Annotated in this window: 14 protein-coding genes and 2 pseudogenes; 11 read left to right on the top strand and 5 right to left on the bottom strand. The window is 43.1% G+C overall.

Annotated features, from left to right (window positions below; all coding sequences use genetic code 11):
• Positions 1-279: 279 nt before the first annotated feature.
• Positions 280-1,566 (bottom strand): phosphomethylpyrimidine synthase ThiC, encoded by a 1,287-nt coding sequence (gene thiC / locus MA_RS09305; protein WP_011021793.1) that lies wholly within the window; start codon positions 1,564-1,566, stop codon positions 280-282.
• Positions 1,567-2,477: 911 nt separating this feature from the next.
• On the opposite strand from thiC, the gene MA_RS09300 reads away from it, so the two are divergent.
• Entirely contained in the window at positions 2,478-5,009 is a 2,532-nt protein-coding gene (locus tag MA_RS09300) for a DNA topoisomerase I (protein ID WP_011021792.1), read from the top strand.
• Positions 5,010-5,882: 873 nt separating this feature from the next.
• On the opposite strand, the gene MA_RS25385 is transcribed toward MA_RS09300, so the two are convergent.
• From MA_RS25385 to MA_RS09285, 3 genes and pseudogenes are all read right to left on the bottom strand, one after another.
• Positions 5,883-6,978 (bottom strand): IS1 family transposase gene (locus MA_RS25385; protein ID WP_085984840.1). Its coding sequence is split into 2 segments (ribosomal slippage): positions 5,883-6,567 and positions 6,566-6,978, totalling 1,098 coding nucleotides; the frame shifts between segments, so codons are not numbered across the junction.
• A gap of 209 nt (positions 6,979-7,187) precedes the next feature.
• A pseudogene (gene tnpA / locus MA_RS25380) lies at positions 7,188-7,491 on the bottom strand (IS200/IS605 family transposase); the annotation flags it as partial.
• A gap of 74 nt (positions 7,492-7,565) precedes the next feature.
• The gene (locus tag MA_RS09285) at positions 7,566-9,101 is read right to left on the bottom strand and encodes a transposase (RefSeq protein WP_011021790.1); all 1,536 of its coding nucleotides are present in this window, start codon (positions 9,099-9,101) and stop codon (positions 7,566-7,568) included.
• Between the two features lie 388 nt (positions 9,102-9,489).
• On the opposite strand from MA_RS09285, the pseudogene tnpB reads away from it, so the two are divergent.
• Positions 9,490-10,602: pseudogene (tnpB, locus tag MA_RS09280) on the top strand (IS200/IS605 family element RNA-guided endonuclease TnpB).
• Positions 10,603-10,694: 92 nt separating this feature from the next.
• Here tnpB and MA_RS09275 read toward each other — a convergent pair.
• Positions 10,695-11,234, bottom strand: a complete 540-nt coding sequence (locus MA_RS09275) for a hypothetical protein (RefSeq protein ID WP_048065215.1) — start codon at positions 11,232-11,234, stop codon at positions 10,695-10,697.
• A gap of 396 nt (positions 11,235-11,630) precedes the next feature.
• Here MA_RS09275 and MA_RS09270 point away from each other — a divergent pair, with 396 nt between their 5' ends.
• The 9 genes from MA_RS09270 (at position 11,631) to rrp42 (ending at position 20,506) form a co-directional block, all read left to right on the top strand.
• Positions 11,631-12,221 carry a 50S ribosomal protein L15e gene (locus MA_RS09270; RefSeq protein ID WP_011021787.1) on the top strand — a complete coding sequence of 197 codons (591 nt, stop codon included), beginning with the start codon at positions 11,631-11,633 and terminating at the stop codon, positions 12,219-12,221.
• A gap of 14 nt (positions 12,222-12,235) precedes the next feature.
• Positions 12,236-12,661, top strand: coding sequence for an RNA-binding protein (locus tag MA_RS09265; RefSeq protein ID WP_011021786.1), 426 nt, complete (start codon positions 12,236-12,238; stop codon positions 12,659-12,661).
• Positions 12,654-13,373, top strand: a complete 720-nt coding sequence (gene rnp3, locus MA_RS09260; protein WP_011021785.1) for a ribonuclease P protein component 3 — start codon at positions 12,654-12,656, stop codon at positions 13,371-13,373. Before MA_RS09265 ends, rnp3 begins: the two co-directional genes overlap by 8 nt.
• Entirely contained in the window at positions 13,370-13,768 is a 399-nt protein-coding gene (locus tag MA_RS09255; protein ID WP_011021784.1) for an Rpp14/Pop5 family protein, read from the top strand. The genes rnp3 and MA_RS09255 overlap by 4 nt, the downstream gene beginning before the upstream one ends.
• A gap of 1,950 nt (positions 13,769-15,718) precedes the next feature.
• Positions 15,719-16,468, top strand: coding sequence for an archaeal proteasome endopeptidase complex subunit alpha (psmA, locus tag MA_RS09250; protein WP_048065214.1), 750 nt, complete (start codon positions 15,719-15,721; stop codon positions 16,466-16,468).
• 78 nt (positions 16,469-16,546) lie between these two features.
• Positions 16,547-17,239, top strand: coding sequence for a ribosome assembly factor SBDS (locus MA_RS09245; protein ID WP_011021781.1), 693 nt, complete (start codon positions 16,547-16,549; stop codon positions 17,237-17,239).
• A gap of 11 nt (positions 17,240-17,250) precedes the next feature.
• Entirely contained in the window at positions 17,251-18,033 is a 783-nt protein-coding gene (rrp4, locus tag MA_RS09240; protein ID WP_011021780.1) for an exosome complex RNA-binding protein Rrp4, read from the top strand.
• A gap of 78 nt (positions 18,034-18,111) precedes the next feature.
• A complete protein-coding gene (rrp41, locus tag MA_RS09235) occupies positions 18,112-19,722 on the top strand; it encodes an exosome complex exonuclease Rrp41 (RefSeq protein WP_048065213.1) in 1,611 nt (536 codons plus the stop codon).
• On the top strand, positions 19,706-20,506 hold the full coding sequence (gene rrp42 / locus MA_RS09230) for an exosome complex protein Rrp42 (RefSeq protein ID WP_011021779.1): 801 nt from the start codon (positions 19,706-19,708) through the stop codon (positions 20,504-20,506). The genes rrp41 and rrp42 overlap by 17 nt, the downstream gene beginning before the upstream one ends.
• Positions 20,507-20,536: the final 30 nt, after the last annotated feature.

The following is a 20,536-nucleotide window of genomic DNA, read 5'->3' as shown; positions in this document are numbered from 1 at the left end:
GAGACTTTTTTTCATAGTATTCAGATTCTCTTAATACAAGCCTGAATTCACCTGTTATTTTTTACCTCAGGAGACCGGCTTGATCCTGGTAGGACGCAGAAGAGAAAAATGAACGTATCATCTCCGGGTGCTCTGAATTATACAAATCGATAAATAAAGAACCGCCAATCCATTTGAGAATAAAAAAGGAATTGAAAGAAGAAAACAAATTGAAAGAGGAAATAGAATCGAAAGAAGAGGACATAAAAAAATTACTCTTCTGGCTTTACTCTTCTGGCTTCACTCTTCTGCCTTCTTTTCCCCGAAAGCTTCTTTTACGATCTTAACTGCACAGAGTTCGCCGCACATGGAACAGGCGTCGCTTTCCGTCTTTCGTGCGTCCCGGATTTTGCGGGCCCGGTCGCCATCGATTGCAAGTTCGAACTGCTTTTCCCAGTCAAGGTCCCTGCGGGCATAGGCCATGGCCGTATCCTGCCTCCATGCACGTTCTCTCGGGCCTTCTTTTATGAGGTCAATTGTGTGGGCTGCGAGCTTTGTTACGAACAGGCCCTCTTTGATGTCTTCGAGGGAGGGGAGGGCGAGGTGTTCGGAAGGGGTTACCATGCAGAGGAAGTCCGTGCCGTACATCCCGGCAACTGCACCTCCGATTGCTCCGGTGATGTGGTCAAAGCCGGGAGCGATATCGGTCACCAGGGGGCCGAGGAGGTAGAGGGGAGCTCCGTCGCAGAGCTCTTTCATGCCTCGGACGCTGAGCTCGATCTCATTTAAGGGCACGTGACCGGGACCTTCCACAAAGGTCTGGACATTGGCTGCCCTTGAGCGTTTTACAAGCTCTCCGAGGGTGATAAACTCCATAAACTTGGGGCGGTCTGAAGCATCGGCAATACAGCCAGGGCGCATGCCGTCTCCAAGGCTGAGGGTCATGTCGTATTCTTTTGCTATTTCAAGAAGATAGTCAAATTCGGCATAGAATGGGTTGTCTTCCCCGTTGTGGAGCATCCAGGCAAGGGTAAATGAACCCCCGCGGCTGACCACGTTCATGATCCGGTCGCTCTGACGCAGGCGTTCGAGGGAATTTAAGTTGACCCCGGCATGCACGGTCACAAAATCCACACCCTGTTCGGCGTGCTTCCGGACAGCGTTGAACATATCGTCCGAGGTCATTTCCACGACAACTTTCTGGGACGCTGCAGCCTGGTAGATCGGGACGGTGCCTACAGGGATGTTTACGGCTTTAAGGATGCGGGTCCGGATCTCATTCAGGTCCCCACCGGTTGAGAGGTCCATTACCGCATGAGCCCCGAAGGCTTCTGCAGCTTTTGCTTTCTCTACTTCGGCATCGATGTCGATGCAGTCCCTTGATGTGCCGACATTGGCGTTGATCTTTGTACTCATGTATTTGCCAATACCGATAGGGAGGGTTTCTCGCCTGTTATTCTTCGGAATAGCTATCAGGCCCTTTGCCACGCAGGAGCGGACAGTTTCGGCATCTATTCCTTCAGCTTTTGCCACGGCTTCTATTGAGGGGGTGACGATTCCCTTTTTAGCGTCTTCCATCAGCGTCATTGTTACTCCGTATGATGAGGGGGAATGGGTAAGTATAAGAATGTATCAATTGTACAGAACGATTCAGCTATAAGGATTACCAGTGATTAACTGCAGCGATCAACTAATATTGATTAACTATAACGACCAACTGCAACGATTAATTTCAACAATCCACTATTCCGATTCTTCACTACACCGATCATTGCACTAATCAAGCTCTATGAGCCTGGGTTGCAAAGTAGAACAAACGGTATACTGATATATAACTTTTCATTTTGCGGAAAGCCACTCAATAATCTATAAATGGCGAAATATATAAATCATGTGTAGTTCCTTACAGATATAATGTGAATATTGTGTTTGATTTGTACATTACGAACACATCACACTTGTGATGCATATATTACGTGCATATTACTTGTATATACATATTTGCCGTAAAAATCAAGAAATAAAAATCAAGAAAACTGCTTGCAGGAATTGCATTTATAAAGATCCGGTACAATGGTTCTTAACGATCCATGCGATTCAGAGTTTAAGGAGCGCGTACAGACAAACTCTGTAAGAACGGCATCAAGAAAGAATTAAGTAAAGACATCAAGAAAGATGCCAGGAAAGAGACTTGGGAAATATTCAGGAAAGAACCCGGGAATAATTCTGAAAAAAATCCGGGAAAGAAAAATAAGAACGGAAGCAAAAAAGAAACCCTTACAGGCTGTCTCAAAACTCAAACCATTTCTACAATTGGATAATGAGCAACGTTGAATTTAAAAACAAGACCACCTAAATTAGAGAAATTTACACATGAATTAACCTTGTAGTAGAAAAATTTGACACAATTGTAGAATTAACTTTAGTTTTGAGACAGCCTGCTTAGATCTTTTCACATTTCAGTTTTTATCCGTATCAAGGAGTTCAGGTTTTTCACCATGACAGTTGTCGCATTTGCAGAAAAGAATAAGGCAGCAGCCCAGATAGCGAGCATCCTGGGCGATGGGGAAGTGGATAAAATCTCGGTAGAAGGGCTGCCTGCTTATGAGTTTAAATGGAAAGGGGAAGAATGGCTCGTGATGGGGTTATCCGGGCACATCATGAACTATGATTTTCCAGAACAATACAACAAATGGAGTGAGGTTAACCCGGGTACGCTGCTCGGGGTTGACCCTGAAAAGTTCGTGACAAGGGCAGAGTATGCAACTGCAATAAAAAAACTGGCAAAAAGGGCAGACAAAATTATCCTTGCATGCGACTATGACAGGGAAGGGGAAAACATAGGGTTTGAGGCAAAGACCCTTGCCGAAGAGGTTACTGACGTGCCTGTTGCAAGGGCACGCTTTTCAGCCCTGTCCCCAAAAGAGGTAAGAAAAGCTTTTGAAAGCCCCGTAGACCCAGATCATAACCTGGCAATGGCTGCGGAAACCAGACAGATACTTGACCTGAAAATGGGTGCGGCTTTCACACGTTTTGTTACGCTTTCGGTCCGGGAGAAGGCAAGGACAAAAGATATCCTTTCAATCGGTCCCTGTCAGACGCCTACCTGCGGTTTTGTTTACGAAAGGGAAAAGGCAATCCGGGCTTTTAAGGCAAAGGACTTCTGGAAGATTACTGCAATTTTCGGAGCAAAAGGCGGGGATTTCGAGGGCACCCACAGGGCAGGAAATATTCACGACAAAGAAAAGGCAGCGGAGATCTTCAAAAGATTAAAGGGAGCAAAAGAAGGCTTTGTTGTAAAGAAAACGGTAAAGGAAGCAAAGACCAGCCCTCCGAACCCGCTCAACACCACGGAGTTTCTCAAGAGGGCTTCAAAGTTTCTGGGAATTAGCCCGGAAGTTGCTCTTGAAGTTGCCGAACAGCTTTACCTCGCAGGGTTTACAAGCTACCCCAGGACAGAGACAAACAAATATGCAGACGACTTCGACTTCAAGACCCTGTTATTTGATTTTGCAAGACAGAAAGAGTATAAGCCCTTTGCCGAATCAATCCTCTCTGCCCCGATAGTTCCGAAGAACGGGGACAAAGATGCGCACGACCACCCTCCTATCCACCCCATCCGGGTGGCTGCAAAGGGAGAAATCAGCGCTGCAGTAACCATCCCGCACGCGGCAGAGGTCTATGACCTTATTGCAAGACATTTCCTGGCAAACCTTATGCCTGCAGCAGTTTTTGAAAAGACTCACCTTCACCTGCAGGTCCGGGAAGAGCCTTTTGACTCCTCGGGGACCGTGCTTAAAGATGCGGGCTGGCTCGAAGTCTATCCCTTTGAAAACAAAAAAGATAAGCTTCTCCCCTTTGTAGAGGAAAAAGAAAAAGTGGATGTAAAAAAGCTGAGCAATACCAAGTCCAAAACCAGCCCTCCGAAGAAGCTGACCGAAGCCGAGCTCCTGACCCTTATGGACAAGCACGGGATAGGGACAAAAGCAACAGCACCGACCCATATCGAGACAAACAAAAAGCGCGGATATTTCGAGACAAAGGGAAAGACCGTCTCGATCCTGGACACGGGCTTTACTCTGATGGACGGACTTTCCCTTACCGTCCCGATCCTTGTCAGACCGGACATCCGTGCAAAAATCGAAGCCCTGATTCAGGAAGTAGAGGATGGAAAAAAAGAGTTCGAAGCTGCCCTTGCCGAGGGCACGGCCCTGATAAAAGAGATGTATGCCCAGCTTGAAGCAAACAAAAAAGAACTGACCTCAAACATTGCTGGCACGATCAAAGACGAAGCCGCCCTCGAAGACAAGAAAAACTATATCGGGACCTGCAAGGCCTGCGGGCATGTGCTCAGGATCGTGCAGACGGACACAGGGCGTTTTGTGGGTTGCACAGGCTATCCCGACTGCAGAAACTCTTTCCCTCTACCGAAAACCGGAGCTCTCACGGTGCTCCGGAGTAAGGAATGCAAGAAGGGAGGTGCAGCTGTCCTGAAGGTAGGCAATAAATACAACTGGGCTGTCGGCATAGGTCCCTGCTTTAAATGTGAGCTTGAAAAGGAATGCTACCCCCCCGAAACAGTGGGACCCTGCCCAGAATGTGACGGGAGCATGTTCCTGATCTCCTTTAAAGACAGCCGTTTCCTGGGCTGCACGAAACGCTGTGGGTACACGCATTCGGTCCCGAAGACCGGAAAACTGACCCTGCTTGATAAAACCTGTGAGACCTGCGGTTGGAAGCTGTTCCGGCTAAAAGAAGAGGAAAAACCGGAACTTGATTTCTGTGTAAACCGGCGCTGTCCGGAAGGCCGGAAATACTGGAAACAAGCAGGCTCCAGAACTGAGCCCAGGGATCAGGCAAAAGTTGCTGCTGCTTCTTCAGTTCCTGCACCGAAGGTAAGAGCAGGAAGAACACCGGAAGCAAAAAGCACACCGGAAACGAGAAGTATGCCGAGAAAAGCGGAAAGCCCGGCTTCCGGTAGAGTTTCAAAATTATCTTCTACTGCGAGCAGACGGAAAGAGAGCAAGTGAAGAAACGTATTCCGGAGCTTTTCGGTATTCTTTTTTGTTGAGGAAGAGGTTGAAGGGCTTAAATATTCAAATACACCCTTACAACAAGCCAGATAATAAACCATCCGATAGTTGAGAGCAAATTTTTCCTGAACTTTGTCATCATATTTTACAACTACCTTTATCATATTTAAATTCTTTTATATGTTTAAAAATCTTAACCGTTCTTTTCACTCCGCGTCGGTTCACTCAAGAGAACTAACTTGTGGTTAAGAAGTGAGCTTCGCTCAAGCGGACTAACTTAAAAGCAATAATTAAGTGAATAGACGCAGGAGAGCAGTCTTTCTCAAAAAAACAAAAAATAGATAGAAGAATGAAAACAACAGGTTAGCAAGTAATAGCTGCTGAAGGTGTTTGTGCGTTTAAAAGAAGCACAACAGGCTAAAACGTATCAATTTCAGTATCATTCTTCATTCATCTCTTCTTTTGCTTTTGTGCAGTGCCGCCAGACAAGCTGGCGGAGACGCTTATATTTATCTGTGAGTTTTAACAAAGTCCTCCAAGTCAAGATCTAAATTCATCTGTTCCTTTTTTGCGCTGTAGAAGAGAAAAGTTCAGCCCTGCAAGGAGTAGAATCAAAAAACAAAAGATCTTAGTTTCAGGCATCTGAATAATATCAACTGGTTGATACAGAACCACCAATATCTCTGTTTCTCTTAAAAAAGCACGTCAATAAGCAAGAGGAGAGTCTTTATAAAATCAGGATATTTTGTAAACCGTGTCATGATGGGCAAAATCTCAGAAGATTACTTTATTTTGCGGATCAACAATTTCAAAAACGAGTACAAACGACTTATCAATATGGAATCACCTCAAACCTTCGATGGTCCATCTTTATCCGATTGATGTTTTAAAACACCTGAATTTCATCAGCTCCTTTAAAGTCCATTTTGAATCCGCAATTCCTGCTTCTCTTGCAGGTGTATTTTTGCATTCAACCCCTCTTTGATCTTTGTACCCTAATCCTCCATGCCCTCTACAGAAGTTAAAATGCGTGCAATAGAGCTTCATTTGGTATTCTAACCATTCTTTCACCTTTGAAAACCCTATTGTTTTCCTTGACACTCTGTTGTTATCCTGCCTGAAGGTTAGGTTTTGTCTTTCCAGTAAAGTTGTTGAGATTTCGCTTTGTTCAATGTCTTCTCCAAAAATGATCTTCTTCTCTACTTTCTCAAGCACTCCATTTACTCTTGTTTTGACTACCTGAGCATACCTCAAATCCTCAGAGGGAACTATTTTTGGTTTCTTTGGTCTTCCTCTTTTCCCAGTTCTTGGAAACTCTTTTAAAACTCCAAATTGTTTCAAAAGCGCTTCTCTATAAAAGTTCAACCCATCTGTGACAAAAAGAGGGATTTTATCTGAAAGATGTTTATCGATTAACTCGACCAGTTTGTCTGCAACATACTGTTTTCTTGGACCTATTATAAAATCAAGTATTAGCCTACAACCTGGTACAAAAGCTACCCACATCCAAGGCCCATCATCTTCATAATTTTTCATCCTTGGAACTATTTTTTTGGATTATAACCCATAGTTCGTCCATTTCTACCTTTGACACATCCACGTTCTTCATCATAGTATCATTTACTTTATCGCATTGTTCAGCTACACGGGCTAGCCAGCGCTTTACACTGGCAGGTTGTATCTCTAAAACATCGGCAATGGCTTGAATGCTCATTCCTTTCATAGACATTTTTAAAGCTAAATCGATTGTTTTATCATCTTTGCGAAGATCATGATAGAAAGTGCCTGTATGGTCGCAAAATGCTATGCCACATTCATTGCAACGATATCTCCTTGTTTTTTCTCCACGGCTGATGTAAGTTCCATTTCCAGTAACATTGCCTTGACCAGTAAGGCCGTAGAGCTTGCAGCCTTTATTCGGGCAGGCAACGTCAGTAAATTGTGGTTTAGGACCTCTTTTCCCCATAATATAAACATATAATTCTTAATATATAATACCAATCAAATACAAATTGACCATCAAAAGAATTACTCAGTTAGAAAATAGCTAGGCCAAAACGAGAAACATCGATCTTGAATGTGATTTTCAACCATAAATGGTTCTAAATTTTAGATATGCTGCTTCGACATTTTGGAGATGAATGTAAGTTACCCACTCGAAACAGCGAAGAGCCACGTATTTTCACCCCAACAATACTTTTCCATATATTCTTTTTGTGTTTTGCATAACCTGTTAGTGGACTCTTGTTTTAGTTTTCTAACTATTGACAAAACACTAACTGGGTCCACTCTTAATTAAGAAATGTATATGGTCTTTGTCAGTGTCCATTTCAAGAATATCAAAATCTGATTCTTTTGAAATATCAAAGACAATCTGTTTAAGCTCTTCGCTAATCGGTTCAAGTATCTGTTTTCGATATTTGCAAACAAAGAGCTCATCCCAAAACCCAGTTTTAATCTCAATTGAGCCTTTGCCAATTTCACTATTAATGCTTTAAAATCAAATTAAAAGCACTAAACTTCCTTTTTTTTAAAAAAATTGCTTTTACTTGCTCAGATATTCAACCTTCTAAAAGCTCCTGGTGCTCTTATCAGATCATGTCTTCCAACTTTAAAAGCTGTAAGTGCCGTAAGTAATGCGGCAATATTGCTTATCGATACATAGATTTTAGCCCATTCACTTCCTCTGGTTGGTGTTTTTGATCTATTGTATCCAACAACATCGTTTGAATTTTTCCTTTCAACAGTGGTTCTTATATTGTACAATTTTCCAAGCAATTTATGATAAATTCTTGGGACGTATTGAGCTCTGAAGTGGTTCCCCTTTTCTGTTTTCAAGATATTTCCAACACTATTCGCTCTTGCAGCTATGACTGGAATAACCCCTTTCTCAATTACTGTTTCATTGGAAAGATGACTATCAGGTCCTGCATCAGCGACCACAAAAAACGGTTTTTCTGTTGCTGATTTCATACATTGGTTTATTGTATCCTGAAATATGGTGTTGTCATTTTTACTAGCGTTTACTGCATCCCAATAAACAGGTAAACCCCACCAGCTATCAACAATACATGTATCAGTGTATCCTGTTCCTGATAATACACTAAATTTACCTGTTTTCTTGACATAATGTCCAGCATCTGGATCGGAAAGCTGTCCAGTCTCTTTATTTTTCAAACCACTGCAATTACACTCAAAAAATCTTCGATCCCAAATCCAGATTTTGTCACCAATAAGGTTAAGATTTCTACATTCTTGGATTAGTAATTCTGCATATGTGTCCAGATAAGGATAAATCATTTTTAGGTTTCGTCGATAAGAAGAAAGAGTAATCTTTTCTCCGCTTTTGATTTTTAATTCATTCCTTAGAGCTTGGTTCTGGTTGTAATCTCTGATAAATGATTCAAGATTAGAATATCCAAGTTTGCATCTTGATAACTCTAGCTTGAAAATATTATTGAAAGATAATTCTTCAAGTTGAGGTTTATACCCCATTGATACCTGAATGTCATTAAAATAAGAACCAAGCGAAGGGTTTAATTCAAAAATGTTCCTCAAATATCCTCTAAATTTTTTAAGATTTTGAAAAGCGAGTATTTGACTCAGAGGAAGAACATTCTCCATATAGTCCTTACTCTTCACAATTAAAGGTTTAACCTTGTAAGGGACATTAATTTTCCGTTTGAGGACATTTATTATGTCCTCAAAGAAATCAAACAGTACTCTTTGATACGCAGATATGACACAATGTCTACTGTTTTCTGCTTTTTTCTTATTCTTTTTATCACTCTTCAGGAACATAATTTTAAATTTTGAATTTTTAAAAAGAAAATGGTCCTTGAAAGTGGTGATACATATCGTTTTTTCAAAAAAATTACCTATAAAGCTTGCAAGCGTTGACTGGTTAACGTGAACGGTAAGAATTCTTGAATTGTCCTTTTTGTCTTCGAATTTTCTTCCAAATATCTTTTCATATTTTTTCCTGCCTTCAACACTCTTCAAGCTTACAACTATTGTTTTTGTAATCTCTAAAAAGTCACTCAACTGAAGCAAAAAATACTTATATCCCTTACCAACAATTTTTATCATGGATTATACCTTATTAAGGTTTATTTTTAGATTGGTACCTTAAAATAGGTTTAATTAGGTATAATCCTTATTATTTGATTTGAAATGGTATTTTAAAGACCAATAAATAATATTTCGATGAAATAATCCTTTTTTATTGTTATTTTAAAAAAAGAAGTAATTTAAAGAAAAATGGTAAAACCTCAATTATCAAAATAATTCAAGATTGCTTTCGTAATCAGAAGCTTTGTTGGTTACTTAAATTAAGAGATCCAAAAAAGCAAATTTTGAGTTTTGGGATAGACTCAAAGATAATATGATACATTAACAAAAATTTGGTATGATTCCCTGCCTCTATTTTATATTTACCAGAAACTATATAAATTGTTAAAACATATAATACCTTTGTATGATGAAAGCGTTCAAATTTAGACTCTATCCTACGACTACACAAGCTGTTCAATTAAATCAGCATATAGGTAGCTGTAGATTTGTCTACAATTGGGCACTTGATCAAAAAATTAAAGCTTACGAACAAACGGGGAAATCAATTTCCAGATTTGACTTGAACAAATTAATTCCTACGTTAAAGGTTTCTAATGAATGGTTAGGAGAGGTCAATTCTCAATCCCTTCAGGGAATGACTAAACAGGTTGAGTCTTCCTTCACTCGATTTTTCAGAGAAAAGAACGGATTCCCTAAGTTTAAATCAAAAAAGAATCCGGTACAATCTTTCCCTGTACCTCAGCACTACTTTGTGAACTTTGAAAACAATACTGTAAAACTTCCCAAGATTGGCGAGATTAAAGCAGTTCTTCACCGGAAGTTTGAAGGTGAACTAAAAACAGCCACAGTGTCAAGGTCTTGTAAAGGGAATTACTACATCAATATCCTTGTAGAAAACGGTAGAGAACTTCCAGCAAAGCAATCTTTTTCAGAATCAACTACGGTAGGTATAGATGTAGGTATCAAAGATTTTGCTGTCCTTTCCACAGGTGAAAAGATTGAGAATCCTAAATACCTGAAAAATTCACTTCAAAGGCTTAAAGTTCTTCAAAAAAGAGTGTCAAGGAAACAAAAAGGTTCTAAGAACAGGGCAAAAGCCAAACAAAGGCTTGCTATACTCCATGACAAAATAACGAATCAGAGGAGTGACTTCCAGAACAAACTCTCATTTAGACTTGTTAGCGAAAACCAAGCTGTAGCTCTGGAAACTCTGAATGTTAAAGGTATGGTTAAGAATCATCATTTAGCCCAGGCTATAAGTGATTCTGCATGGAGTAGCTTTGTAACAAAGTTAGAATACAAAACTTAATTGTTTGGAAAAACTATCCTGAGAATAGGGCAGTTTGAGCCTTCTTCTAAGCTCTGTAGCGTATGTGGATACCGCAATAAAGAGCTTCAGTTAAAAGACAGAGAATGGACTTGCCCTGATTGTAAAACAAAACATGATAGAGACATAAATGCCGCTATAAATATCAAGAAATTCGCTCTCATAGATCAAAATCTAATTGGATTGTAACACCCACGGAACGTGGGGAAGAGCTTGGGGACTTGCCCTCAATAGAGGGTGGATGAACCAAGAAGCCACTCAGTCTTTAACTGAGTGGCAGTTCACACCCCAATATCAAAACCTACCATTTCCCTGCTCATGTTTATTTCTTCTTTACTCTTATTTAACGAATCAAATACCTGACCAAGGTTCGAACCCATCGGTTCCTGATCGGAATTGATGACTTCAAGAGTAGAGTTTACAGCCTCAATCTCAAAAACTATCATTTGCTTGCTCATGTTTATTTCTTCTTTACTCTGGTTTATCGAATCAAATACATAGCCCAGATTCCCGCTTGAGTTTGCCAATTCCGTGTTTGAATCAACAAGCCCGAGGGTCTGTTCTAAAGATTCCAGCATGGAACTCGCAAGATCCAGTAATCCGACTGCCCACTGTAAAAAATTGTTAAAAGAACCAAGAACCACATTTATTACTTCGAAAAGAGAGTTTATACTATCTGCAAGTGATTCCGGCATGTCTGATATGGATAGGTTTTCTTCTGTTTCCCATCCAGCTTCCGTTTCAGCCATCACGGGTTGGGCGGTCAGGACGGCTGAGATAAAGAGAAAAATTATGACCCGATGTAAAATTCCTTTTTTCATAAACATCCTCACTGAAAACCAGAATTACCGATGTGAAAATTGCATACAGTGTATGAAAAATCCAATACAGTCTATAGAAATTATATACGGTATACGAAGATCACATACAACATATGAAAATTACATAACCGTAATAGTGCCAATTATTTCCGAAATGAAGTTTGCTGCAGCCCCCAATTAATATTACAACAAACAGTTTAATTTAAATCACTAATATATATAAAGATTTTCACACTGAGGGTCCTCCAGATTTCAGGTAATTTGCTCTTCAGGCAAAGCTTTAAATCAGATGATTCAGTTGTATCGCATGTTTCATTTTCGGGATTAGGTCCCGTTGGAATGTGGCCCTGCAGGCAGGGCTGAACCGTGAAACAAAAGTGAAACTTGGTGTTTAAATTGGTAAAATCTTTTTACGGATACGTACGTGATGCATGGAAAAACCCTGATGAGACTTACGTGAACGAGCTCCGCTGGGAGCGTCTTCAGGTATGGAGAAAGCAGGGTTCCGTGACCAGGATTGAAAGGCCCACTAGAATCGACAGAGCACGCTCCCTTGGATACAAAGCCAAGCAGGGTATTGTTGTCGTCAGGGTAAATGTACGCCGCGGAGGGCTTGGTCATGTAAGGCCCAACCGTGGAAGAAGGACCCAGAAGATGGGGAAGAACAAGGTCTCAGGTGGAATGAGCATCCAGAGAATCGCTGAAGTCCGTGCTGACCGCAGATACCCGAACCTTGAGGTCCTTAACTCCTACTGGGTAGGGGAAGACGGAAAACACAAGTGGTTTGAAGTCATCCTTGTAGACCCGCACCACCCTGTAATAAAGAGCGATAAGAACCTGAACTGGGTCTGCGACCCGTCCAGCAGGGGCAGAGCCACCAGGGGCAAGACCAGTGCAGGTCGGAAAGGCAGAGGCATGGCCACACGCGGCAAGGGAACTGAAAAGACCAGGCCGAGCATCCGTGCATATAAGAGTCGAGGCAAGTGATTCATCACATAACGATGCGTGTGATCGCCCACGCAACCGAAGACGTATCCAGAGTCCGCGAGACTCTGGACTTTTTTTTATCCGGTGCCGGTGTAAAGGAAGCAGCTAAGCTCATAGAAGAGCTTCAGGCTGAAGGACACCATGGAAATCCGATTACTATCCTTAGCGTGCAGCTTAAAAAAAAGGCGGAATGCCTGAACTTTGCCCACTTTGTCCGGGAAAACTTTTCGGAAGAAGATGTGGACATGCTCAGGGAAGAGATGCCTGAAAGGCTGGACGAGGATCTGGTTTTTCACCTCCGCTTTGACAAGCAGGCTGCGTACCTGCAGCAGGTAAAACTGACTAACTCTTCTGACGCCATTATTGCAAAGGTCAAGATCGAGACCTATCCGAAAAACAGGGAGAAAGCCGGAGCCATAGTGGAGGAGTTGTTTGGGTAAGCCTAAATTTTATGATTTTTGCGTTCATGCAGTTCCGGACGGAGATAGTACTGCCCAGGAACAGGTGTCCCTTGGCCGGCATTTCGGGTTCAGCGGGATTGCCCTTGCCAACCATTCTGACCGACTCCCTGACAGGAAGCCGATACTGCCTTTCATTGAGGGTTTTGAAGTCTTCAGGGGAATTGAGCTTGTGGAAGAAAACCCCTCAAAACTGCACAGTTTGATCGGAAAATTCAGGAATTCAATGGACGTCCTGATCGTGCACGGAGGGTCCGAAGCCGTCAACCGGGCTGCGCTCGAAAACCCCAGGGTAGACATCCTTAACCACCCCGCTTTTGACCGGAGCAGCGGCTTAAACCAGGTGCTGGCAAAAGCAGCAGCAGAAAATGGAGTAGCAATAGGCATAATCCTAAGACCCCTGCTTCATTCCCGCGGCTCAAGACGCATCCGCCTGCTCTCCGACCTCAAATCAAACCTTGAACTCGCAAGGAAATACGATGTGTCCCTTGTCCTTTGCAGTGATGCCATGTCCTGCTTTGACCTGCGCTCCCCAATGGAAATGCTTGCCCTTGCGGAAGTTTGCGGGCTTGAAGAGGACGAGGCTCTTGAGGCCATAAGTACTGTTCCGGAAAAAATCATCGCAAAGAATCGCCCGGGTCCTGGATATATAAAGAAAGGGATTGAAGTGCTTGAAGGAGAGGATCTCTTTTGAAACGCCTGCTGCCTTCACTCCGCACTAAAAAACGCTATCTTGCCTTTGAGCTGATTTCGGAAGAACCTGCAGGCAGAGGCGATATTGTAAAAGAAGTTATTTCCTCGGCTTCCTCGCTGCTCGGAGATATTACAACCAGCGACTGTGATATCAGGGTGCTGGGATTCGAAGCCGGAAAGGGGATCATCCAGTGCTCTCACACCAGAGTAAAGGAAACGAGAGCCGCCTTGGCAACTCTGACACGGGTCAACGGAAAAAGGGCAACTCTGCATGTACTGGGAGCCTCAGGCACCGTTAAGAAAGCCACGGAAAAATTTCTGAAGGATTACACGGTCTTTGAGCCTGAAATACATGAAAAAAGGGATTCGAGGAAGACCCCAGGCAAAGTAGACTAAGCTTCTGAAGCCCTGGAATCAAATTTCTAGAAAGTTCACTATTTTTTTTGCTTCCAGAATTGCGCTTCGGCACCCGAGCTTCGCTTCCCGAGTTTCGCTTCGGGAGCACGAGGTCCTTTTCACTCGCTTCGCTCGCTCAAGAGGACTAATTTATGGCATTTCTGTAAATATTTACTCGATAGGTCAAATTACGATTTCTCCGATCCATGTAAGGTCGTTAGCTGTATTCTGTCGTTCTTGTCCCGCTAGACGCAGGAGAGCGGTCTTTCCCAAAAATGACTGAAAAGAAGAATAAATCCTATAGTCGGCAGGTCGACATTAGATTTTAAGTATTTTTAATGATGGCGTTTTTCAAACATTATGTAATATATGTTGGGTTCAAAACTGGTTAACATATGACCCAAATCTCACGGCATATATAAACAATGAGTCGTTTTTGCAATAATGTCTAGTATCAGGAATAATGTGTTTTCTAGCAAAAACGCTATCAGTAAAAATATTACGAAAAAAACAAGTTACCTGCCGAAAGCAGGATAAATGAGAGATAAAAGCCAGCAAATAAAAAAGAGTGATTAGGCGTAAGAAACTACCATGTAAAAGTGATTTAGAAACCAATAACTCTGTTTCTTCTTTTTCTTTTTCTGCTTTTTGAATTTGAGGGAAGTATTCTTCGGAGAATGAAGACAGCTTTGAATTCAGTTTATCCTGATGAAAATATGAATTCGCCTGTTACTTTTTCGTCTGTTACTTCTTTTCTTATGTGACGGGCGAGACAAGTGTAGCTATACGGAGTCAAACAGAAAAACAAAAGATTCCGCTTTGGACATTCCAAATAATGCAATTTATTGATCCAAAACCACCATTAAACACAAATCTGATTAAGTGCCTATCCGAAAAGTCGGTAATGCGATCGAAAAGTTACAGCAGGTCTATAATAGCAGGGCGTCCTCTTCGGTTTTGCATATTGCTAATGGTAAGTTACAGTAGGTCACAACACTTTTCGGATAGGCTCTAAATGCAGCTATCCTCATTATACATACAACAGACACACATTGGGTCATAGGGTTTATATGTGGTCTTGTTTATATCCCGTCTTATTTATATGAAGTAAAAACCGAATATCAGCTGGAACTTTTAGGCTGAAACCTGCCGTTGCTAAGTTCGGAAACGGCATATGAACTGTCGGATTAACAGTCAAATAAGTTACTTTAATTGTCTAATAAGCTGTCTAATATATACTATAATGAATGAGTATTAGTGTAACAAAGTATAATATTGATGGGCAGAACTGATTGACAGAAGAGCAGCTTTGCCGTGACTCCTGGCAGTTTACGCATAAGTGGCTGAGGCCTGGATAGGGAATGTTTCTAATTTCAAGTGCAGACGGAGTATAATAGAAAAATTCTTCTTCACATGCCCTGAATCGGAAATTAAGCCCCGGAAAAGTTTCAGACTCTCATAAGCATTATAACTGAGTAAATACACTTTATTAAGGACATAGTTAACATCGGAACGGACCTTCAGACCCTGCCAAAAAATCACTATAGTATGGGAGTCCGGTTTAAGCCCGAAAAACGCGTACCTTGCAGGGTAAAAGTGCCTGTAAACTCCCTGTAACCGGGATATTTCCCACGGGTTTCACCGGGAAAAACTCTGTCAGGATTGAAAGTCCCGCGTAAATGGCTAAAAACTCTAATAAGGAAGAAATACGTTATAGGGATCAAAAATCGATTTCCTTACCTGAACGCTGGGTCGGGGACTTTAAGCTCCTGAGCTTTCGGGGTATCCGCACAGGTTAAATAATGCTTACCGACCAAAGCCTTTTTTGGGCATGCGGTATTTTAGCTGAAGATTCTGCGGATTTGAAATCCCTAAGGAAAAATAGCCGGTTTCTCGCCGGGAAAAATTGAAACAATATGGAACATAAATTAAGGCAAGGAGATACGGAATATGCAGATGGCACCACAGATGGGTTATGACAGGGCAATTACGGTTTTCAGCCCTGACGGAAGACTTTTCCAGGTAGAGTATGCCCGCGAAGCGGTCAAAAGGGGAACAACAGCCGTGGGAATCAAGGCAGCCGACGGGGTAGTGCTGCTGGTTGACAAGCGGATTACAAGCAGGCTTGTTGAAGCCGAATCAATCGAAAAAATATTCCAGATTGATGAACATATCGGAGCCGCAACCTCAGGGCTCGTGGCCGACGCCCGTTCCCTTGTTGACAGGGCCCGCGTAGAAGCCCAGGTAAACAGGGTTTCTTATGACGAACCCATAGGTGTGGAGGTAATCTCCAAGAAAATTTGCGACCACAAGCAGACCTACACCCAGTACGGAGGAGTTCGCCCATACGGAACTGCCCTCCTGATCGCAGGCGTTGACGACAACAAACCAAGGCTCTTTGAGACCGACCCGAGCGGTGCTCTCCTCGAGTACAAGGCAACCGCCATAGGCGCAGGCAGAAATGCAGTTGTTGAGGTCTTTGAGGCGGACTACAGGGAAGATATGAATATGGACGCTGCTATCCTCCTCGGAATGGATGCACTTTATAAAGCAGCTGAAGGCAAGTTCGATGCCGGAACCCTTGAGGTAGGCGTTGTATCCCTTGAGGACAAGAAATTCAGAAAACTGGGGCCTGAGGAAGTTGAGAACTACGTTCAGCAGATCCTTGAGAAACACAAGGGAACTGAAAGCAGCGAATAAAACCTATAAATATTTAAAGAATGAGCAATCAGAGAGTTTCTGATTCTCAAACTCACATTTAAGAGAAGGTATTCGAAAATGGTGTCCCTGGACGAGGCAGTGACTGCCCGGCTCAAAAGAGGCAGCAAACATTTCGAAGTCCTGGTCGAGCCCGAAGGGGCTCTGGCCTACAAGCGAGGAGAGGAAGTAAACCTCGAAGACATTCTGGCAGTTGAGACTATCTTCGAAGATGCAAACAGAGGGGACCGGGCAGCAGAGTCCGATATTCTCAACTCTTTTGAGACAACCGACCCCTTTGAGATTGCTGCCGTGATCCTGAAAAGCGGAGAGCTTCAACTCACCGCTGAGCAGAGAAAACGAATGCTTGAAGAGAAAAAGAAAAAGGTTATCTATACCATTTCCAGAAATGCTATAAACCCTCAAACTAGAGCACCTCACCCTCCCGCACGGATAGAAAGAGCGATGGAAGAGGCAAAAGTGCATATAGACCCTTTAAAAAGCGTAGATCAGCTGGTAACCATAACAATGAAAGCCATTCGCCCGCTCATCCCCATACGCTTTGAAGAAATCAATATCGCTGTGAAAATCCCTCCCGAATATGCCCCAAAGGCATATGGAGATATTTCCAAAGTCGGAACCATTACGAAGGAAGAATGGCAGGGTGACGGCTCATGGATTGCAGTAGTGAGGATTCCTGCAGGAGTCCAGACTGATTTTTACGCTCTTATAAATCATCTCACAAAGGGAGAGGCTCAGACTAAACTTTTATAAGAGGATGTTGGATGGATAAAAAAATAGTGATCCCTGGTGACCTGTTATCCGAAAACCAGAAAAAAGCCGGATACGGGACGTATGTCAAGAACGACAAGATCTATTCTTCGCTTTGCGGTATTGAAAACCTCAAAGAGGATAAAGTTGGAGTGATCCCACTTGCGGGAGCGTATATCCCCTCAGCAAATGATGTGGTGATAGGGATCGTTATTGTGGTTACTCCATCCAACTGGATATTTGATATTGCAGCTCCTTATGACGGTCTGCTCCATGTATCCGAGTATCCGAGAAGAGTCGAATCCCGGGAGATGCCTGAAATTCTGAACGTAGGTGATTCGGTAATCCTCAGGGTTAAAGATGTAGATAGCTCCATGAAAGTCGAGCTTGCCCTGAGGGACCCGAGCCTTCATAAACTCAAAACAGGTCAGATTATTAAAGTTGAGTCTGTAAAAGTCCCCCGTGTAATAGGACACGGTGGTTCCATGATATCCATGCTGAAGAAAGAGACAAACTGCAGCATTTTCGTAGGCCAGAACGGCAGAATATGGATCGATGGAAAGGATGAGGACATAGAACTTTTGAGTAAGGCTCTCCGGAAAATAGAACTTGAAGCCCAGCGTTCCGGATTGACAGACCGGATCTACAATTTTTTGAAAAATGAACGGATTAGACAGAAAGAGTCCAAACCTGTTGGGTTTTTTAAAAATGAGACGGAAGGTGTGACTGCAACAAAGGAAGATCATTCCGAAGAGATATACCGGAAGATCGATGTACTGCTGGACCCGAAGAATTGAATTCCGGATAGAGCTAAAAGAATTTTAGGTAAGCTTCTCTAGAGTATTTTGGTTTAGGAGTTGTTTGGAGATTAGAGTATGAGTGAGAAACCTGAAAACTTAATATTAATCACTGACGATGGGCTGCGCCTTGACGGGAGACGTGCGGATGAGATTAGGCCCATGAAAATTGAGATCGGTGTACTTTCGCGAGCCGATGGTTCATGTTATCTTGAATGGGGCAGGAATAAGATCTTGGTAGGCGTGTTCGGCCCCAGGGAAGCTCATCCCCGCCGCAGCCAGCGCGCAGATTCGGCAGTAATCCGCTACAAATACAATATGGCATCATTCTCCGTGGAGGACCGCGCTCGTCCGGGCCCTAGCAGGCGGAGCATTGAAATCTCAAAAGTTTCCAGGGAAGCTTTCGAGCCTGTGATCCTGGCTGAGCTGTACCCTAAGACAGCAATTGACATTTTCGTAGAAGTGCTTCAGGCCGATGCAGGGACAAGGACAGCAGCAATTAACGCTTCCAGTATAGCTCTTGCAGATGCCGGAATCCCAATGAAAGGCCTTATTACCTCCTGTGCTTTCGGGAAGGTTGACGGGCAGATTGTGCTTGATCTGAATAAGGAAGAGGATAACTACGGAGAAGCTGACTTCCCCGTAGCAATGACCCAGGAGGGAGAAATTACTCTTGTCCAGATGGATGGGCACCTTACACCTGAAGAAATCAAGAAAGGGCTTGAGCTTGTAAAGAAGGGCTGCAGAGAGATCCTCGCACTTCAGCAGGCTGTCCTTAGAAAGAAGTTTGAAACTCCTGTTGAGGAACCTGCGGCAGAAGCTGCAGAAACCGAAACTGAAGCCGAAGCCGAGTCCTTACCGGCCCCCGAGTTTGTTTCGGAAGAAGCTGCTGAAGAAGCTGAAGAACTCGAAGTAGAGGGTCTGGAGGAAATCTCTGAGCCTGATATCCTTTTTTCCAGCGAGGTAATCCCTGACTCCGAAGAAGAGGAAGAGATTGAAGAAGAATTTGAAGAAGAGGAAGTCGAAGAAGAAGCTGAAGAAGGCTTGGAAGAAGAAGCTGAAGAAGACTTGGAAGAAGCTGAAGAAGGCTTGGAAGAAGCTGAAGAAGGCTTGGAAGAAGAAGCTGAAGAAGACTTGGAAGAAGCTGAAGAAGACTTGGAAGAAGCTGAAGAAGACTTGGAAGAAGCTGAAGAAGACTTGGAAGAAGCTGAAGAAGACTTAGAAGAAGCTGAAGAAGACTTAGAAGAAGCTGAAGAAGACTTAGAGGAAGCTGAAGAAGGCTTAGAGGAAGACTTAGAAGAAGATCTGGAAGAATTCGAAGAGGAACCTCTTGAAGAAGAGACTGAATTTGAAGCTTCTTTAGAGGGTACTCCTGAAATCAAAGAGTTTGAAGAAATTGAGGCCAGGCTTGAGAAAGAAGCTGATTCTGGAGAAGCTGAAGAAGAAATTGAGCTTGAGGCTGAAACCGAGGGACTTGAAGAGGAAGCTCTTAAAGAAGAAGTCGAAGTCGAGGAAAGTCCTGCTTCGGAAGAAGTTTCTGAGCCTGAAATAGAAGCCGAGGTCGAAGTTGAGGAAGCTGCCGAAGCAGTAGAGGCAGCAGAAGAGCCTGAAGAAGAAAAATCCGAAGGTCCCTGGAAGGTAGTAAAAAACCCCTCTGAAGCCGAAAACAGAGGTGAAAAAGATGAGTGAAATCATAGCCACACTTAAGAAGGACTATATTTACAACCTGATGATCAAAGGTAAGCGTCAGGACGGACGCGGGTTTAAAGATTTCAGGGATCTCAAGCTTGAAACAAACGTTATTGTCAAAGCCGAAGGTTCTGCAAAAGTTACCCTCGGAAACACCCAGGTCCTTGTAGGTGTGAAGCTTCAGACCGGAACTCCATTCCCGGATTCTCAGGACGAAGGCGTGATTATTACCAATCTTGAGCTTAACCCGATAGCTTCTCCCGAATTCGAGCCAGGGCCACCCAGAGAAGAAGCAATCGAAATGGCAAGGGTCGTTGACAGAGGGATCAGGGAATCGGGCGCAATTGATATAAAGAAGCTTTGCATAACGGTTGGAGAATCCGTCTGGATTGTCTTTATAGACGTCCACGTCCTGAACGATGACGGAAATATCATTGATGCATCCTGTCTTGCTGCAATTGCAGCACTCATGACCACCATGGTCCCTAACGAGCAGCAGGGACTGGGCGAAGATGTACCCCTTGCGATGAAAGAGATGCCTGTCGGTATAACTATTGCAAAGATAGGCTCAAAGCTGATGGTTGACCCATCCCTTGATGAAGAAGCAGTTTGCGAAACGAAACTGACCATAGTTTCAAGTTCGGACGGGTCTGTTGCAGGCATGCAGAAAATGGGCATTTCCCCTCTTACCGAGGCAGAGCTGTTCGAGGCAATAGACCTGGCACTCGAAAAGGCAGCCGAACTCAGGGGACTCTACCTTGAAGGGCTTGCAAAAAGTGAGTAAATCGGGCAGGATTAATTAAATATAAATATT

The sequence above is a fragment of the Methanosarcina acetivorans C2A genome, assembly GCF_000007345.1.
GTDB classification, from domain to species: Archaea; Halobacteriota; Methanosarcinia; order Methanosarcinales; family Methanosarcinaceae; genus Methanosarcina; species Methanosarcina acetivorans.
Note: the sequence above shows the minus strand (reverse complement) of the source record. Positions and strands in the feature narration are given on the sequence as shown.

Excerpts from the sequence above, each read along its gene's own strand:
- thiC (WP_011021793.1), bottom strand. The coding sequence starts at position 1,566 with ATGACGCTGATGGAAGACGCTAAAAAGGGAATCGTCACCCCCTCAATA.
- MA_RS09300 (WP_011021792.1), top strand. The coding sequence starts at position 2,478 with ATGACAGTTGTCGCATTTGCAGAAAAGAATAAGGCAGCAGCCCAGATA.
- MA_RS09285 (WP_011021790.1), bottom strand. The coding sequence starts at position 9,101 with ATGATAAAAATTGTTGGTAAGGGATATAAGTATTTTTTGCTTCAGTTG.
- MA_RS09275 (WP_048065215.1), bottom strand. The coding sequence starts at position 11,234 with ATGAAAAAAGGAATTTTACATCGGGTCATAATTTTTCTCTTTATCTCA.
- MA_RS09265 (WP_011021786.1), top strand. The coding sequence starts at position 12,236 with ATGCGTGTGATCGCCCACGCAACCGAAGACGTATCCAGAGTCCGCGAG.
- psmA (WP_048065214.1), top strand. The coding sequence starts at position 15,719 with ATGCAGATGGCACCACAGATGGGTTATGACAGGGCAATTACGGTTTTC.
- MA_RS09245 (WP_011021781.1), top strand. The coding sequence starts at position 16,547 with ATGGTGTCCCTGGACGAGGCAGTGACTGCCCGGCTCAAAAGAGGCAGC.
- rrp4 (WP_011021780.1), top strand. The coding sequence starts at position 17,251 with ATGGATAAAAAAATAGTGATCCCTGGTGACCTGTTATCCGAAAACCAG.
- rrp41 (WP_048065213.1), top strand. The coding sequence starts at position 18,112 with ATGAGTGAGAAACCTGAAAACTTAATATTAATCACTGACGATGGGCTG.